Annotated in this window: 18 protein-coding genes; 5 read left to right on the top strand and 13 right to left on the bottom strand. The window is 60.6% G+C overall.

Translation table 11 applies throughout. From position 1 onward, the window contains the following. Both Q0936_RS19460 and Q0936_RS19465 read right to left on the bottom strand, forming a co-directional pair. The coding region (locus Q0936_RS19460; protein ID WP_299296227.1) for a hypothetical protein at nucleotides 1–293 on the bottom strand (293 nt) is incomplete at its 3' end. A 100-nt stretch (nucleotides 294–393) separates the two neighbouring features. Beyond that, complete coding sequence (locus Q0936_RS19465) at nucleotides 394–1065, bottom strand: uroporphyrinogen-III synthase (RefSeq protein ID WP_299378365.1); 672 nt, start codon at nucleotides 1063–1065, stop codon at nucleotides 394–396. An 82-nt stretch (nucleotides 1066–1147) separates the two neighbouring features. Here Q0936_RS19465 and tsaD point away from each other — a divergent pair, with 82 nt between their 5' ends. The 5 genes from tsaD (at nucleotide 1148) to Q0936_RS19490 (ending at nucleotide 4330) form a co-directional block, all read left to right on the top strand. Continuing rightward, nucleotides 1148–2242 (top strand): tRNA (adenosine(37)-N6)-threonylcarbamoyltransferase complex transferase subunit TsaD, encoded by a 1095-nt coding sequence (tsaD, locus tag Q0936_RS19470; protein ID WP_299296223.1) that lies wholly within the window; start codon nucleotides 1148–1150, stop codon nucleotides 2240–2242. Then, nucleotides 2239–3177 carry an NAD(P)H-dependent glycerol-3-phosphate dehydrogenase gene (locus tag Q0936_RS19475; RefSeq protein WP_299296221.1) on the top strand — a complete coding sequence of 313 codons (939 nt, stop codon included), beginning with the start codon at nucleotides 2239–2241 and terminating at the stop codon, nucleotides 3175–3177. Before tsaD ends, Q0936_RS19475 begins: the two co-directional genes overlap by 4 nt. A 1-nt stretch (nucleotide 3178) precedes the next feature. Further along, nucleotides 3179–3454 (top strand): YciI family protein, encoded by a 276-nt coding sequence (locus Q0936_RS19480; RefSeq protein ID WP_299139885.1) that lies wholly within the window; start codon nucleotides 3179–3181, stop codon nucleotides 3452–3454. Continuing rightward, complete coding sequence (locus Q0936_RS19485; protein ID WP_299296219.1) at nucleotides 3451–3870, top strand: EVE domain-containing protein; 420 nt, start codon at nucleotides 3451–3453, stop codon at nucleotides 3868–3870. Before Q0936_RS19480 ends, Q0936_RS19485 begins: the two co-directional genes overlap by 4 nt. A gap of 61 nt (nucleotides 3871–3931) precedes the next feature. Then, nucleotides 3932–4330, top strand: coding sequence for a DUF1761 domain-containing protein (locus Q0936_RS19490; protein WP_299296217.1), 399 nt, complete (start codon nucleotides 3932–3934; stop codon nucleotides 4328–4330). Nucleotides 4331–4559: 229 nt separating this feature from the next. On the opposite strand, the gene Q0936_RS19495 is transcribed toward Q0936_RS19490, so the two are convergent. The 11 genes from Q0936_RS19495 to mutM all read right to left on the bottom strand — a co-directional run bounded on the left by Q0936_RS19495 (nucleotide 4560) and on the right by mutM (nucleotide 16048). Next, the gene (locus Q0936_RS19495; protein WP_299296216.1) at nucleotides 4560–4901 is read right to left on the bottom strand and encodes a DUF2853 family protein; all 342 of its coding nucleotides are present in this window, start codon (nucleotides 4899–4901) and stop codon (nucleotides 4560–4562) included. Nucleotides 4902–5078: 177 nt separating this feature from the next. Then, nucleotides 5079–5663 (bottom strand): hypothetical protein, encoded by a 585-nt coding sequence (locus Q0936_RS19500; RefSeq protein ID WP_299296214.1) that lies wholly within the window; start codon nucleotides 5661–5663, stop codon nucleotides 5079–5081. A gap of 93 nt (nucleotides 5664–5756) precedes the next feature. Further along, nucleotides 5757–6446 carry a nitroreductase family protein gene (locus tag Q0936_RS19505; RefSeq protein ID WP_299139898.1) on the bottom strand — a complete coding sequence of 230 codons (690 nt, stop codon included), beginning with the start codon at nucleotides 6444–6446 and terminating at the stop codon, nucleotides 5757–5759. 110 nt (nucleotides 6447–6556) lie between these two features. Further along, nucleotides 6557–8974: a DNA topoisomerase (ATP-hydrolyzing) subunit B gene (gene gyrB / locus Q0936_RS19510; protein WP_299166162.1), complete on the bottom strand. Its 2418-nt coding sequence runs from the start codon at nucleotides 8972–8974 to the stop codon at nucleotides 6557–6559. A gap of 80 nt (nucleotides 8975–9054) precedes the next feature. Next, entirely contained in the window at nucleotides 9055–9675 is a 621-nt protein-coding gene (locus tag Q0936_RS19515) for a LysE family translocator (protein WP_299296211.1), read from the bottom strand. Continuing rightward, the gene (gene recF, locus Q0936_RS19520; RefSeq protein ID WP_299296209.1) at nucleotides 9672–10772 is read right to left on the bottom strand and encodes a DNA replication/repair protein RecF; all 1101 of its coding nucleotides are present in this window, start codon (nucleotides 10770–10772) and stop codon (nucleotides 9672–9674) included. The genes Q0936_RS19515 and recF overlap by 4 nt, the downstream gene beginning before the upstream one ends. 48 nt (nucleotides 10773–10820) lie before the next feature. Then, nucleotides 10821–11939 carry a DNA polymerase III subunit beta gene (gene dnaN / locus Q0936_RS19525; protein WP_299166168.1) on the bottom strand — a complete coding sequence of 373 codons (1119 nt, stop codon included), beginning with the start codon at nucleotides 11937–11939 and terminating at the stop codon, nucleotides 10821–10823. 192 nt (nucleotides 11940–12131) lie between these two features. Continuing rightward, nucleotides 12132–13517, bottom strand: a complete 1386-nt coding sequence (gene dnaA / locus Q0936_RS19530) for a chromosomal replication initiator protein DnaA (protein WP_299296207.1) — start codon at nucleotides 13515–13517, stop codon at nucleotides 12132–12134. 486 nt (nucleotides 13518–14003) lie between these two features. Beyond that, complete coding sequence (gene rpsT, locus Q0936_RS19535) at nucleotides 14004–14267, bottom strand: 30S ribosomal protein S20 (protein ID WP_299139909.1); 264 nt, start codon at nucleotides 14265–14267, stop codon at nucleotides 14004–14006. 89 nt (nucleotides 14268–14356) lie between these two features. Further along, a complete protein-coding gene (locus Q0936_RS19540) occupies nucleotides 14357–15133 on the bottom strand; it encodes an enoyl-CoA hydratase (RefSeq protein ID WP_299139911.1) in 777 nt (258 codons plus the stop codon). Nucleotides 15134–15196: 63 nt separating this feature from the next. Continuing rightward, nucleotides 15197–16048 (bottom strand): bifunctional DNA-formamidopyrimidine glycosylase/DNA-(apurinic or apyrimidinic site) lyase, encoded by an 852-nt coding sequence (mutM, locus tag Q0936_RS19545; protein WP_299139914.1) that lies wholly within the window; start codon nucleotides 16046–16048, stop codon nucleotides 15197–15199. Nucleotides 16049–16067 lie beyond the last annotated feature (19 nt).

Here is a 16067-nt window from a genome sequence, read left to right on the forward strand (position 1 = left end):
GGCTCAGGCTCAGGCTCAGGCTCAGGCTCAGGCTCAGGCTCAGGCTCAGGCTCAGGCTCAGGCTCAGGCTCAGGCTCGGTTGGCGTGTCCTCGGTCAACGGCTCGGTCACGTCTTCTGCGGTCGCATCATCCGGTTCAGCAGCAATATCCTCGGCGGGAACGGTATCTTGCGCGTCTGAAACACTGTCCGCGTCGATTTCGGTGGCTTCGGTCACATCCTTGGCGGTGCCGTCAATGACGTCCTTGTCGAAGTCTGCCTTGGACTTGTCACTCGGGCTTTTGCGTTTTGCCAAGGTCTTCCCCCTCCGAATCTGCGACGGCGGCGATTGCGCCACACTGATGTTTACTCTGCCGTCCCGCGCCCCTCAACCCGCAGAGGTCGAATACAGCGGCTCACAGCAATTCCGCGATGGCATCGCCCATTGCAGAAGCGTTTGGCGCGCGTGCGACAAAAACGCGGTCCTGCGCAACGGCGGTCATGCCTTCGGCGACCGCTGCGCTGATCGCCACCACATGGATGGATGTGGCGCGCGGCGCCGTATTGGCAAATTGCTGTGCCGTTCTGGGCGAGAAAAGGGGAACGATCACCTTGTTTTCCCGGCGGATGACATCCCGCGCCGCATCCGACAGCGCGACAAGCCGCTGATCATAGACAACGATGCCCGTGATGTTCAGTCCAGCCGATGACAGGTGTTCAACGATGTGTCCGCGCCTGTGTGCGCCCGCCAAATGATGCAACGGCGCCTGCGGTGCCATACGGGTCAGACTGGCAACAAGGCTTTGCGCATCTGTACCCACCTGTTGCGCGTCCCACCCGTGGCTGTGCGCCGCCTCGGTGGTGGCGGGACCCACACAATAGGCCACACGCCCGTTGCCCGCAGGTGCATGGCGCACGCCGTTTGCAGAGGTGAACACAGCGGCATCTGTCGCATCCATTTCGACCGCGGCGGGTATCGGCACAATGTCGATGAGCGGGCTAAACACGGGCAGCAACCGGGACTGCACCGCAGGTTCCAACCCGGCAAGGAATGCCTGCGCCGCGTCTATCGGGCGGGTGAGGATCATGGGGATCTGCGTGTTCTGTGCATTGTTTGCCACGGCCGAAACTGTTACCCGGACCCGCCCGCACGCGCAACGGAGCACGATCATGGATCGGCCAGTCACCCTTTTGGGAATTGAAAGCAGTTGTGACGACACTGCCGCCGCCATTGTGCGCGGCGTGCCCGGTGACATGCAGGTGCTGTCCTCTGTCGTGCTTGGTCAAACCGATCTGCATGCGGCCTTTGGCGGTGTTGTGCCAGAGATTGCCGCGCGCGCCCACGCAGAGCGGTTGGACATCAGTGTCATGGGTGCGTTGGAGCAGGCCAAAGTTGCGTTGACCGATCTTGATGGCATCGCCGTCACATGTGGTCCCGGCCTGATCGGTGGTGTTGTGTCGGGCGTGATGACGGCCAAGGGGATTTCTGCCGCGACCGGCCTGCCCATGTACGGCATCAACCATTTGGCCGGTCACGCGCTGACCCCGCGTTTGACCCATGGCGTCGCCTTTCCCTATTTGATGTTGCTGGTGTCCGGTGGGCATTGCCAATTCCTGATCGCCCACGGCCCGGACCGGTTTGAACGGTTGGGCGGCACCATTGACGACGCGCCGGGCGAGGCATTTGACAAAGTCGCGCGCCTGATTGGTCTGGGACAGCCCGGCGGTCCCGCGATCGAGGCCGCCGCGCATGACGGCGATGCCCGACGGTTCGCATTTCCCAGACCCCTGTCGAACAAGCCGGGTTGCGACATGAGCTTTTCCGGCCTCAAGACGGCTGTGTTGCGCGCCCGCGATGATCTGGTGGCTCAGGCCGGTGGGCTGCGCGCGCAGGATCAATTGGACCTCGCCGCCTCGTTCCAGGCCGCGGTGAGCGACAGCCTGACCGGCAAGAGCGCCCGCGCGTTGGAACAGTATTTGGCGCTGAAACCGTCCCATCCGACATTCTGTGTCGCCGGCGGCGTGGCGGCAAACATGAGCATTCGCGCTGGATTAGAGACGATTTCTGCCACTCATGGTGCCACCTTCCTCGCACCTCCGCTGGCCCTGTGTACCGACAACGCGGCGATGATCGCGGCGGCAGGCATCGAACAGATGCAAACACGCGCACCGGATGGCATGGGCCTGTCAGCACGGCCACGTATGCCGCTCGACACCCAAAGTGTGGCGATGCTGGGCTCTGGCAAAAAGGGCGCCAAAGCATGAGCGTTGCAGTGATCGGCGCTGGCGCGTTTGGTACCGCCTTGGCCGTTACTTTGGCACGCGTTCAACCCATCACACTCTGGGCGCGCGATGCCCGTGACATGGCTGCGCAGCGCGAGAATACGGCACGATTGCCGGGGGTGCGTTTCCCGGATGGCCTGAGTATTTCCGCTGAATTAGAGACTGCTTTGGCATGTGATGTGATCCTTTTGGCCGTTCCGATGCAGGGGTTGGGCGGCTTTGCCGATGCCCATGACCTCACCGGGAAAACGGTGGTGGCCTGCTGCAAGGGCATCGACATCACAACCGGGCGCGGCCCGTCTGCCATCCTGCACCAAGCGCAGCATATTGCCGTCCTGACTGGTCCCAGTTTCGCCGCCGACATCGCGGCGGGGTTGCCGACGGCGCTGACGCTGGCATGTGCTGATCCGGACGTAGCCGCACATCTCCAACAGACGTTGTCGACGCCAAGCCTGCGCTTGTACCGGACCGGCGACGTTGTGGGCGCGGAACTGGGTGGCGCGCTCAAGAACATCATCGCCATTGGTTGTGGCGCTGTGATGGGCGCAGGGCTGGGCGACAGCGCACGCGCCGCTTTGATGACGCGCGGTTTTGCCGAAATGCAGCGTGTCGCGGCGACTTTTGGCGCAGATGCAGAGACGTTGATGGGGCTGAGCGGGCTGGGCGATTTGACGCTCACGTGTACGTCAGATCAGTCGCGCAACTACCGTCTGGGCCTTGCCCTCGGGGCCGGTGCAGACTTTGATACCCGCATCACCGTCGAAGGGGCCGCCACGGCGCAGGCGCTGCGCAAGGTGGCACAGGAACGGAACCTGGATCTACCGGTGTGCAACGCAATTGCGGGCCTGGTGGACGGAACATTGGATATGACAAGGGCGATGGATCACTTGCTGGCGCGCCCGCTCAAGGAGGAATGACATGATCTTTGCATTGATGGCTTGGGACAAGGACGGCGCGCTGGACGTGCGCATGGAAAACCGCCCCGCACACCTCGACTATCTCAAAGGGTCGGACGCCGTGCGCAAGGCGGGTCCGTTTCTGGACGCGGATGGCAAACCCTGCGGATCGCTGATCGTGCTGGAACTGGACGATATGGCCGCCGCACAGGCCTGGGCCGACAACGATCCCTATGCCAAGGCGGGCCTGTTCCGCGAGGTGACCATCACCGCATGGAACCAGGTGATCGGCGCATGAACTATTGGCTGTTCAAATCCGAGCCCTCCACCTGGAGCTGGGATCAACAGGTGGCCAAAGGCGACGCAGGCGAGGAATGGGACGGCGTGCGCAACTATCAGGCCCGCAATTTCATGCGGACCATGGCCGTTGGCGACCGGGGGTTCTTTTACCACTCGCAGACCGAAAAGGCCGTCGTAGGCATCGTCGAGGTCATCGCCGAGGCGCATCCTGACAGCACGACCGACGATGACCGCTGGGACTGTGTGGACATCAAGGCGATTGGGCCTGTGAAAACGCCCGTGACGCTGGATATGGTCAAGACGGATGAACGTCTGGCTGACATGGCGCTGATCCGAAATTCGCGCCTGTCGGTTCAGCCGGTCACCCCGGAGGAATGGCGGATCGTCTGCGAAATGGCGGGTGTACCGCAATAATCCCTATGGATTTCCCGCATCCTCTGGCAAGTTGGCACTAAAATGCCAACAGGAGGGACAAATGGGATATTTGGCAGTGATCGTCGCCGGGATCGGCGGCTTTATGTTTGGGGCAATCTGGTACACGGTGCTGGCCAAACCGTGGATGGCGGCGTCTGGCGTCGCCTTGAACGAGGCGGGCACAGCACCCGCCAATCAGTCAAATCCGATTCCTTATATCACCAGCTTTGTCGGCGCGGTTGTCGTGGCTGGCATGATGCGCCACGTGTTTGTCCTGAGCGGGATCGACACATTCGGCGAGGGGCTGGTGTCCGGCTTTGGCGTTGGTCTGTTTTTGGTCACACCCTGGATCGCGACGTTCTACGCTTTTGGGGCTCGCCCGTTTCGACTGACCCTGATTGATGGTGGATACGCGACCTTTGGCTGTACCGTTATCGGCGCGGTTCTGATGCTGTTCTGAAAAGGAAAAAGGGTCTGACTGCACTCAGCCAGACCCCGTCTCACCCCATCGTGCACTCCACAGAGCCACCGCACGTATTGGTTAATTTCGGATCTGACCATTCTGGTCGGACACTCTCGTGATACGAGCATATCCGAAATATAGCAATTTTATTGTACCTTGCATTGCGCCGAAAACAGAAACACCCGCTTAACCAGCGGGTGTCTCAATATCCGGAATGTCCGTTGGCTCAGCCGTAGACGGCCTCTTTGCCAAAGTGCTTGGTCAGCATGTAGTAGACAACGGCGCGGTACTTGTTGCGCTCGGATTTGCCATAGGTCTCGATCACGGAATTGATCGCTTCCATGAGTTGCGGGCCGTCAGACAGGCCCAGCTTTTTCATCAGAAAGTTGTTTTTGACGGTTTCCAGTTCGGAAGGTTGGCTTCCGGCGACAGTCGACGCATCCGCGTTGTAGATCGCAGGGCCGCAGCCGATTGTGACCTTTGTCAAAAGGTCCATATCGGGCGTCATCCCGCATTTGTTTTTCAGATCGTCCGCGTATTGTGCGATCAAGTCGTCCCGTTTGCCCATATTTAGTCTCCCACCGTTTGGTCACGCCGATATGTTGTGATCGGCGCAAGGCATTGCGTCACTGTGCAGGCACGTTAACGGCAAAGTGATGTAGGACAAAGGAAATTTCGCGGGGAAAACCGCGCGCAACACGTCACCGCCGATGCGCGCGATAGTGCGGGGAATGACGCGGTGCCTCTAGCCGCGATTGATCTTGATCTCGGGTTTGGATGTAGGAATGGACGGATCGGTGTTCACCGGCTCGGCCTCAGGCGCTTTGTCATCCAGGGTAAAGCTCATCCCGCGGAAAAAGATCGACTTGGGTTCTGTCATCTCAACGGTCCGTTCAACCCATTCCGGCGAGAACGCATTGGCCCAGGTCATCGGATAGGCGTGGACAAGGTTATGCATACAGGTCAGCGCAATCCAGATGCCCGCCGTCTTGCAGGCCAGGTGTTCCTTGGACGACATGTTCAGCGCGTTGCGCAGCACAAAGGCAATGGCAAGCGCCAGCCCACCGTCCATCAACATGGTCAGGTCGGCATCACCATCGGGATCAGGCGCGCCGTTCATGTGGAACATCACATAACGGGACAGGATCACAGTCAGAATACCGACGAAACAGGCACCCACCAGCGATCCCGGATAAACCATGTTACGGACCCAATCCGGTGTCCGTCCCCTTGCGGCGCGTGCGGTCGCGGTCTGTTGTTCCTGCCTGTGGCCGTGCGTGTCGTTCAGCCGCGCCAACCGTTCTGCGAATATGTCTTGCCCATGTGCCATAATGCACCTCTTGGTTCCAATAACGCGACCAAGGTGATCGACATTGGTGACCAAAATTGGGCATGTCTCGGGAACAACCGTGGCGTGTGCTGGTCAGCGGACAGACAGGATTTCGTTCAGCGGTTTCTTGAGCTTGGCCACCGCAGGCACGGTCGCATCCTCTGCGGCGTGGCCAACCGCGATGATCATCGTGGCTTTTTCGCTGTCCGGACGGCCCAAAAGGTCGCCAAGGAATTTCATTGGGTTCGGTGTGTGCGTCAACGTCACCAATCCCGACATGTGCAGCGCAGTCAGCAACATGCCAGTGGCGATGCCGACGCTTTCGGGGACGTAGTAATTCTTGTACCGCGTGCCGTCATCAAAGGTGCCGTAGCGCTGGGCAAAAACGACGATCAGCCACGGCGCATCCTCCAGGTGAGGCTTGTGGTCATTGGTGCCGATCGGTTCCAGCGCTTTGATCCACTCGTCACTGGCGCCACCGGCATAGAACTTGCGCTCTTCCTCCTCGGCGGCGTCGCGGATCTGTTTCTTGATCGCGGGGTCCTGAATGGCCACGAAATGCCATGGCTGGTGATTGGCCCCAGACGGCGCAGTGCCTGCGGCTGACACGCAGGCCTCGATCACCGCCTGATCCACCGGGCGGGTGGAATAGTCGCGCACCGTGTGCCGCTTGGCCATCAAGTCGCGATAGGCTTCCGCCTGTTGCAGCATTTCTGCATCGCTCAGGTCCTGACGGTCGGGCAGGGGCAGTTGCGTGTATTCAAGCTGGTCTTTGGAGAACATGGCTCGTGTCCTTTCAGATGTTCCGCCCGGCGGAAACGCCGGGCAGCGCCCGACCTCCCCCACGGGAGGGCGCTTTACGCCCACCCGAGGTCGGGTGATGCCCTCAGGCCTTAGAAATCTAGGTTCTCGACACTCAAGGCATTCTGTTGGATGAACTCGCGCCGCGGCTCAACCACGTCGCCCATCAGCTTGGTGAACAGATCGTCCGCCTCTGCCATATCCTCGACCCGCACCTGCAACAGCGTGCGCGCATCCGGGTCCAGCGTCGTCTCCCACAACTGATCCGGGTTCATCTCGCCCAGACCCTTGTAGCGTTGCAGCGACAGACCGCGCTCCCCTTCTTCAAGGATCGCATCCAACAGGTCCATCGGCCCCATGATCAACTGGCTGCGATCTTTGCGGTGCAGCGTTGCGGGCAGGCCATAAACATCCTGCAAGGACTGCGTGAACGTCCCGGTCTTGCGCGCCTCACCGGACCGCAGCAACGGACCGTCCAGCGTTCGCACCTCTTCGACACCGCGCAGGATACGCGCCAACCGCACGCCCTTGTCCTGCGTGATCCGACCAACCCAGCCGCGCTCCCATTCCAGCGCAATCAGGTTCAGCCGCTCTGCCACTTTGTCGGCCACACCTTGCAGGTCGGCATCCACCGCGCCGGGCACAAACGCCCCGGCAATCGCCGCCTGTTCCAGAATGTGCCGCGGATAATGCGTCGGGAACGCCTGAAACACCCGCTTGAGCTGCCGCGCCTCTTCGACCACCCGCACAAGGTCCTGACCAACGATTTCTTCGCCATTGCCTTGGCGCAGCATCGCACCCTCGGTGCCCTGCTCGATCAGGTAATCCTCAAGTGCGGTCTGGTCCTTGAGGTACACCTCGGACTTGCCCCGCGCCACCTTGTAGAGCGGCGGCTGCGCGATATAGAGATACCCGCCCTCGATCAGCTCCGGCATCTGCCGATAGAAGAACGTCAGCAGCAGCGTCCGAATGTGCGCGCCGTCCACGTCCGCATCCGTCATGATGACGATCTTGTGGTAGCGCAGCTTCGAGATGTTGAACTCGTCCCGTCCAATCCCGGTCCCCAGTGCCATGACAAGGTTGCCGATCTCCTGACTGGACAGCATCCGGTCAAACCGCGCGCGTTCGACGTTCAGGATCTTGCCGCGCAGGGGCAACACCGCCTGCGTCCGTCGATCCCGACCCGTCTGTGCCGATCCACCAGCCGAGTCACCCTCGACGAGGAACACTTCGGTCTTGCTCGGGTCCTTCTCCGAACAATCCTTCAGCTTGCCGGCAAGGTAATTCACGTCCATCGCCGTCTTGCGCCGTGTGAGCTCACGCGCCTTGCGCGCCGCCTCACGGGCCAATGCGGCCTCGATGATCTTGCCAACGATAATCTTGGCCTCGTTCGGGTTCTCCTCGAACCACTCGGCCAGCTTTTCGTTCACAAGCCCCTCGACCGCCGGGCGCACTTCGGACGACACCAGCTTGTCCTTCGTCTGAGACGAGAACTTCGGATCAGGCACTTTCACCGACAGCACACAGGTCAGACCCTCGCGCGCGTCGTCGCCGGTAAAGTTCACCTTCTCCTTCTTCGCGATCCCGCTGGACTGGGCATAGTTGTTGATCGTCCGCGTCAGCGCGCCACGAAAGCCCGCCATATGCGTGCCGCCATCGCGCTGCGGGATGTTGTTGGTAAAGGGCAGGACGTTCTCGTGATAACTGTCGTTCCACCACATCGCGACCTCGACGCCAATCTCGTCACGCTCACCGGTGATGAAAATCGGCTCCGGCATGACGGACGATTTCGACCGGTCCAGATATTTCACGAATTCCTTGACGCCGCCCTCATAGAACAGCTCGGACCGCAGGTGTTCCACGGGCCGCTCATCCACCAGAATGATCCGCACACCCGAGTTCAGGAACGCCAGCTCGCGCAGACGCTTTTCCAACGTGTCGAAAGAGTATTCGAGGTTCGAAAACGTCTCGGTCGAGGCGAGAAACCGCACCTCGGTCCCGGTCCGTCCACCGGCGTCGCCAACAACCTTCAGATGCTCAACCGTGTCACCATGGGCAAAGCGCGCCACGTGTTCCTTGCCATCGCGCCAGATGCGCAAGTCCAGCGACACGGACAGGGCGTTCACAACCGACACACCCACACCGTGCAGACCGCCCGACACCTTATAGGAGTTGCTGTCGAACTTACCGCCCGCATGCAGTTGGGTCATGATAACCTCCGCCGCCGACACGCCCTCTTCCTCGTGAATCCCCACCGGAATCCCGCGCCCATTATCGCTGACAGACACTGATGAATCCGCGTGGATCGTCACCGTCACGGCGTCTGCATGACCGGCCAGCGCCTCGTCGATCCCGTTGTCGACAACCTCGTACACCATGTGGTGCAGACCGCTGCCGTCGTCCGTGTCACCTATATACATTCCCGGACGCTTGCGAACTGCCTCCAAGCCCTTGAGAACCTTGATAGAATCCGCGCCGTATTCTTCGGGGATTTGCTCGTTATCTGCCATGTATGGGCCCCTTGAGTGGTTGCACCAAATATACGGTTTTTCAGGGGGAATGTCACGCAACTGACACAAGATTTTGCGTGTCAGGTCAGGGGGATGATCAGGCCCACACAGATCAGCAAACCGCCCGCAATCAGGTTCATCCGGCGCAAGGCGCGGGCCGAGGTCAAAAGCCGCCGCGCCCGGTCGATAAACAGCGCCATGACAAGGTTTCCAACCAGCGGCACGACCATCGACAACAGGACAATGATCACCACGTCCCAAACGGTCAGCCGGGTCAGATCAAAGAACCCCGGCAGCATCCCCATATAGAACAGGATGGCCTTGGGATTGCCGAGGATCACCGCCAAACCCGCAAGGAACCCCGCCCACATACCAGGCCGCGTCAGGCGGTTGTCCGTATCGATGCCCTTGTCCGCACCGCGTATCACCAGCGCGCCCATCAGCAGGAAAATACCTGCCGCGACCCACTTCAATGCCGCCAGAAACCCGCCATAGACCGACAGGATCCACGTGATACCAAAGATCGCCAGCAGCGACCACAGCACGTCCCCCACCACAACGCCCAGCGCCAGCGGCCACGCCGCCTGAAACCCGCCTGACAGGCTGCGCGCGATCAGGCCAACCCAAACAGGGCCCGGCGTCAGGAACAGAACCGCCAGCGCGCCTGCATAGAGCGCGATGTCCCAAGGGGCCAATGTCACAGCGGCCTCGCCGTGCTCAGACCGTCCGTGTCGGTGACTTCGACATATTGCGCCCGGTCCCCCAGACTGTCGAACAACGCAGTCTCGGTCCCCGTCATCCACGCCTGTGCGCCCAGCGCGCAAATCTCATCGTACAGCGCCGCACGCCGGTCCGCGTCCAGATGCGCCGCCACCTCATCCAGCAACAACAGCGGCGGCGCCCCGAAATCCTGTGCCAGCGCTCGCGCATTGGCGAGGATCAACGACACCAGCAATGCCTTCTGCTCACCTGTGGAGCAGTCCTTGGCCGGAACACCCTTGGCCGCATAGGCCCCGTATAAATCTGCCCGGTGCGGGCCGATCAACGTCCGCCCGGCGGCCAGATCACGCATCCGCCCATCTGCCAGTGCCGCCCGCAGATCCTCAACTGTGTCCGGCATGCCCATCTCGCCGGGTTGCAGGGTCAGGTCCGCCGCAGGGAACGCGGTCTGCGCCCCGCTCTGCGCCGCGGCGAGGTCTGATAACGCCTGCAACCGGTTGGCATGAATGGCCGACCCCGTCTCCGCCAATCGCAATTCCAATGCGGCATACCAATGCGGGTCCCGCACCATGTCTTTCAGCAACCGGTTCCGCTCCCGCATCGCCTTGTCATATTCCAACGACACCTGCGCATGATCCGGAATAAACGACAGCGTCATGCGGTCCAGAAACCGCCGCCGCCCCTCGGCCCCTTCGATCCAAAGCCGGTCCATCGACGGAATTAGCCACAGCACCCGCGCAATGCGCCCCAAGGCCGTCTGCGCCGCAGCCTTGCCATCAATCTTCACCTGCCGCGCCGCACCCGCATCGGACCAGGTGTCGACCTCATGGACCTGGCTCAAAGACTGCAATACCCCCGACAGCTTCCACCCCAACGCCTCAGGCCGCCGCGCCATATCCTCCGCGGACGACCGGCGCAGACCACGCCCGGGCGAAAACAGCGACACCGCTTCTAGAATGTTGGTCTTGCCCGCACCGTTCGGCCCAAAAATCGCAACCGGACGCCCATCAAGCGCCAGCCGCGCCACCTTGTGTGACCTGAAATGCGACAGGGCCAGCGATGTCAGATGCAACACCACGACCGCCCCTTCATTGTTCTAAAAGTATGCCCGCCGGAGGCGAAAAGATCACACGCGCATCGGCATGACGACATAGACCGCCGACTGGTCGCTGCCTTCACGCATCAGGGTCGGATCACCGGACGAATTGAACATGAACACCGCGTTCTCGCGATCCACCTGGGATGCGATCTCCAGCAGGTATTTCGCGTTGAACCCGATCTCCAACCGCTCGTCCGCATAGGCCACGGCCAGCTCTTCTTCGGCGGCACCGCTGTCGGGCGCATTCACCGACAGGACCAACCGATCCTCGTCCAACTGCAACTTGACCGCGCGCGACCGTTCGGACGACACCGTGGCCACACGGTCCACAGCCTTGGCAAAATCGCTGGCATCAACCTCCAGCTTGCGCGTGTTGCCCACAGGGATAACGCGGGTGTAGTCGGGGAATGTCCCGTCGATCACCTTCGAGGTCAGCGTGATGTCCGGCGTGGCAAAGCGCACCTTGGTCTCAGACACCGACACGGCGATCTTCATCTCGTCATCATCCAGCAGCTTGCGCAACTCTCCCACGGTCTTGCGGGGCACGATCACGCCGGGCATATCCGCCGCACCTTCAGGCAGATCGCTGTCGATCCGTGCCAACCGGTGCCCATCCGTCGCCACACAGCGCAGCGCCTTACCGTCGTCGCCATCGGCCACGTGCATGTAAACGCCGTTCAGGTAATACCGCGTCTCTTCGGTCGAGATCGCAAATTTCGACTTGTCGAACAACCGGCGCAGCTTGGGCGCATCCACCGAGAAGTTCGAGGCATATTCCGACGACGCCATGACAGGAAAATCTTCCTTGGGCAGGGTCGCCAACGAGAAATTCGACCGACCCGCCTCAACCGTCAAACGCCCGGCCGCCGTGTCCGCCGTCAGCGTGACCAGCGCCCCATCGGGCAGCTTGCGCACAATCTCATGCAGGGTCGTCGCGGCTACGGTTGTCGCCCCGGCGCGCTCGACCTGTGCGGGCGCCTTGTCCACAACTTCGATATCCAGATCGGTCGCGCGGAATGTCACATCGGACCCTTCCGCCTCGATCAGCACGTTGGCCAGGATCGGAATGGTGTTGCGACGTTCGACCACGGATTGAGCCTGGCTGACCGCTTTCAGCAGCACACCGCGTTCAACACTGATTTTCATGGTCTGTCTCCCCACTCGCATCTGACCCGGACACCGGGACAGGCACCCTAGCCCAACGCGCCAGCATCACAAGTATTTTATTGCCACATAGATGCTTGTCGGGTGCGCACGCGGCGGCGTCAAGGCACGCAAAGCGCGAAAATGCAAAAGGGCGCCGGTTGGGGCGCCCTGTGTGGTCTGAATGCGGCAACACTAGGCTTCGAGGGCGCGCCGCAGCAATTCCAGATCTTCGGCAATCTGTCCGTCGGATTGCTTCAACTCTTCGATCCGACGCACGCCGTGCATGACCGTGGTGTGGTCACGCCCGCCAAAACGGCGGCCAATCTCAGGCAGGCTGCGCGATGTCAGATGCTTGGACAGATACATCGCCACCTGACGCGGACGCGCATAGCTGCGCAGACGCTTGGGGCCAATCATGTCGCTCAGACGGATGTTGTAGTGCTCGGACACTTTGCGCTGGATTTCCTCGACGGTGATCTTGCGTTCCGAGGCGCGCAATACGTCGGCCAGACAATCCTGCGTCAGGTCCATGTTGATCTTGCGACCCACAAGGCTGGCAAAGGCGAACAACCGGGTCAGCGCACCCTCCAGCACACGCACATTGGTCGAAATCCGATGGGCCAGAAATTCCAGCACGCCAGGCTCAACATTCAGATCGGAATAGACGATCTGCTGCTGCTCCACCTTGGACTGCAGAATGCCCAGACGCAGCTCGTAATCCGTGGGGTGCAGGTCCACGACCAGACCACACTGCAAACGCGACTTCACCCGGTCCTCAAGGTCCTTGATCTCACCGGGCGCGCGGTCGGCGCTGATGATGATCTGCTTGTTCTGATCCACCAGCGCGTTGAACGTGTGAAAGAACTCTTCCTGCGTGCTGTCTTTGCCGGCGATGAACTGAACGTCGTCCACCATCAGCACGTCGACAGAGCGGAACATCTCTTTAAAGTCCATCATCTTGCGATCGCGCAGGGCCTGCACAAAACGGTACATGAATTGCTCGGCGGACAGGTAGAGCACGTTGAGATCGGGGCGACGGCTCTGCAATTCCCAGGCGATGGCGTGCATCAGGTGCGTTTTGCCCAAACCAACGCCACCATAGAGGAACAGTGGGTTGAAAGTGACGGGACCACCTTCGGCGACGCGCTTGGCGGCGGCATGGGCCAGTTCGTTCGGTTTGCCGACGACAAAGCTGTCAAATGTGAAACGCTTGTCCAGTGGCGCGGCGGACAGAGCGGATTTCGTGGGCGTGTTCGAATGCGCATACGAAGAAGAAGACGGGGCAGAGGCTGCAGCTTCGGGCGCATCAATGGCAGAGGCGGGGCGCCCGGACGCATTGGCGGGCACGGCAAAGCTCAGGCGGCGCACGTCATGCGAATCCGATTTCAGTTCGTGCAGGATGAGGTCCGAAAAATTCTGGCTGACGTAGTTGCCCAAAAAGTTCGTGGGTACGTCAAATGTCGCGATACCATCCTGAAGTGCCCGGAACTCAAGCGGCTCGATCCAGTTGGTATAGTTGTTTTGTCCGACGGTCTTAAGCAGCCGTTGTCTCAGCTGTCCCCATTCTTGTTGTGTCATATGCGTCCTATGATCCCCGCTGCCTATCTCGCCCGGCGCCTTTGGCCCGCCGGTTGGCCTGTCCCAAGTCAAAGCAAATCTGAACCACCCCACTGCCTGATGGCGCAGGTCCGATTTACGTCGGTATTTTACAGATTAGGCGCCCCGTCGTGCCGGGGTCCCACCCCGGATAACGTGACATGCCGTCCGCACACCAAATTTTACGACAGGTTGGTCACCAGCATGACATGCCGTTCCCAAATGCAGTACGCACAAGGCGCATTTTCCGCTCCCTCCACCGTGGCAACTGACATTGCCGTGGCGCAGGGCCTGTCCCCCCAAGGCGATTCCTGATCGCATGTTCGGTGGTATCAATTTCGTCTGCGGGCCGTCCACAGAACTTCGATGTTGACTCACACAAGAATCGCAGCAGGCCTTGTTTTCATAGGAAAAACAAAAAAAGCGCCGCAAAAATGCGACGCTCCTGTGTCACAGCCAAGCAACACCTTAGCCGAGGGATTTCACCCGTGCCGACAGGCGGGACATTTTCCGCGAGGCGGTGTTCTTGTGATAAACACCCTTTGTTACACCGCGCATCAATTCAGGCTGTGCCGCCTTCAATGCTTCGGTTGCGGCGTCCTTGTCACCCGAGGCAATCGCCTCTTCGACACGGCGCAGGTATGTCCGGATGCGCGAACGACGCGCCTTGTTCACTTGAAAGCGTTTTTCGTTTTGACGGGCCCGCTTTTTGGCCTGAGGCGAATTTGCCATGTTATCTCGTCCCAATCTATTGGTGCGGTAGTTTCAGAAGTCGCGTCCATAGGCGCGACCGCGAAGCGAGTCAAGCCAATGCGCCGCCGTTACTTGTCGCGGAACTGCGCCTCGCGCTTTTCAAGGAAGGCGGCCATGCCTTCTTTCTGGTCTTCGGTGGCAAACAGCGCGTGGAACAGGCGCCGTTCAAACAACAAACCCTCGCGCAGCGGCACCTCGAACGACCGGTTCACCGATTCCTTGACCGCCATCACAGACATCATGGATTTCTCAGCGATCTTGGCCGCAGCCCCCATCGCTTCTTCCATCAGCTTCTTGGCGGGCACAACGCGGCTGACCAGCCCGGCGCGCTCTGCCTCCTGGGCATCCATGAAACGGCCCGTCAGGTTCATGTCCATCGACTTGGCCTTGCCCACCGCGCGGGTCAGACGCTGGCTGCCGCCGATGCCCGCCATAACGCCTAGGTTGATCTCGGGCTGGCCGAATTTCGCAGTGTCGGATGCAATGATAAAATCGCACATCATCGCCAACTCGCATCCACCGCCCAGCGCATAGCCGGACACCGCCGCAATCACCGGTTTGCGCACACGTGTGATGGCATCGGTTTCAGGACCAAACAGATCCTCGCTGAACACTTCGACATAGGACTTGTCCTTCATCATCGCGATGTCGGCCCCGGCGGCGAACGCCTTGTCCGACCCGGTGATCACGATGCACCGCACCTTGTCGTTGGCCTGAGCAGCACCCATGGCATCCGCCAGTTCGCGCATCAATTCATCATTCAGGGCATTCAACGCCTTGGGCCGGTTCAGGGTCACCTTGGCGATGTGGTCTTCGACGTCGACGATGATCGTCTCATAGGCCATGGGAATGCTTTCATCTGTTGCCGTTGAGGGCCGAGCATTACCATGCGCCCCGCCCGTTTCAAGCTATGATTGGCAGCACCTGCAATAGAAGGACGACCGCCCAGACTGCACAATCCGCGTGATATCAGACGAACACCCATCGGTACGACATGGTTCCCCCTCGCGGCCATAAACATCGAACCTGTGCTGGAAATATCCAAGCTCTCCATCGGCTTGGCGGAAATCCCGCAATGACGATCCACCGGCCTCTATCGCCTCGGCCAGCACGTCCCGAATGATCGGAACCAGCGCCGCAACACGGCCCGCCGCGATCCGCCCGGCCTTGCGAGTGGGGGAAATACCTGCCCGAAAAAGCGCCTCACACACATAGATATTGCCCAATCCCGCGACGATTCTCTGATCCAGCAGCGCGGATTTCACGGGTGTGTTCTTGCCCTCAAAGGCGGCAATCAGATGTTCCTCGCTGAACGCGTTGCCCAGCGGTTCGGGCCCCAGCACAGCCAACAGCTTGTGTTGGTCCGCCGTCGCCGTGTTCATCAGGTCCATCGCCCCGAACCGGCGCGGATCGTTGAAGGTGATGCGCGCACCGTTGTCCATATGCAGGACCACGTGGTCATGCTTTTCCGGCGCAGGGTGGTCATGCACGAACTGGCCCAATGGATCGCCCGACACCAACATCCGCCCCGACATGCCCAGATGGATCAACAGCGTCTCGCCAGACCCCAGATCGGCCAGGATGTATTTCGACCGCCGCCGCAGACCCAGCACCTGTTGCCCGGTCAAACGCGCCGCCATGCGTTCAGGGAACGGCCACCGCAAGTCGGGCCGGTTCACATCAGCCTGTGCAATCACGGCACCTTCCATGGCGGGGGTCAGACCACGACGAACAGTTTCAACTTCGGGCAATTCGGGCATCGGCAGACGGTCCTTGCTG

The sequence above is a fragment of the uncultured Tateyamaria sp. genome, assembly GCF_947488715.1.
GTDB lineage: Bacteria > Pseudomonadota > Alphaproteobacteria > Rhodobacterales > Rhodobacteraceae > Tateyamaria.

Coding starts and splice junctions, on each gene's coding strand:
- Q0936_RS19465 (WP_299378365.1), bottom strand. CDS start 1,065: ATGATCCTCACCCGCCCGATAGACGCGGCGCAGGCATTCCTTGCCGGG.
- Q0936_RS19500 (WP_299296214.1), bottom strand. CDS start 5,663: ATGGCACATGGGCAAGACATATTCGCAGAACGGTTGGCGCGGCTGAAC.
- Q0936_RS19495 (WP_299296216.1), bottom strand. CDS start 4,901: ATGGGCAAACGGGACGACTTGATCGCACAATACGCGGACGATCTGAAA.
- mutM (WP_299139914.1), bottom strand. CDS start 16,048: ATGCCCGAATTGCCCGAAGTTGAAACTGTTCGTCGTGGTCTGACCCCC.
- Q0936_RS19480 (WP_299139885.1), top strand. CDS start 3,179: ATGATCTTTGCATTGATGGCTTGGGACAAGGACGGCGCGCTGGACGTG.
- rpsT (WP_299139909.1), bottom strand. CDS start 14,267: ATGGCAAATTCGCCTCAGGCCAAAAAGCGGGCCCGTCAAAACGAAAAA.
- dnaA (WP_299296207.1), bottom strand. CDS start 13,517: ATGACACAACAAGAATGGGGACAGCTGAGACAACGGCTGCTTAAGACC.
- dnaN (WP_299166168.1), bottom strand. CDS start 11,939: ATGAAAATCAGTGTTGAACGCGGTGTGCTGCTGAAAGCGGTCAGCCAG.
- tsaD (WP_299296223.1), top strand. CDS start 1,148: ATGGATCGGCCAGTCACCCTTTTGGGAATTGAAAGCAGTTGTGACGAC.
- Q0936_RS19475 (WP_299296221.1), top strand. CDS start 2,239: ATGAGCGTTGCAGTGATCGGCGCTGGCGCGTTTGGTACCGCCTTGGCC.
- Q0936_RS19490 (WP_299296217.1), top strand. CDS start 3,932: ATGGGATATTTGGCAGTGATCGTCGCCGGGATCGGCGGCTTTATGTTT.
- Q0936_RS19505 (WP_299139898.1), bottom strand. CDS start 6,446: ATGTTCTCCAAAGACCAGCTTGAATACACGCAACTGCCCCTGCCCGAC.
- Q0936_RS19540 (WP_299139911.1), bottom strand. CDS start 15,133: ATGGCCTATGAGACGATCATCGTCGACGTCGAAGACCACATCGCCAAG.
- Q0936_RS19485 (WP_299296219.1), top strand. CDS start 3,451: ATGAACTATTGGCTGTTCAAATCCGAGCCCTCCACCTGGAGCTGGGAT.
- gyrB (WP_299166162.1), bottom strand. CDS start 8,974: ATGGCAGATAACGAGCAAATCCCCGAAGAATACGGCGCGGATTCTATC.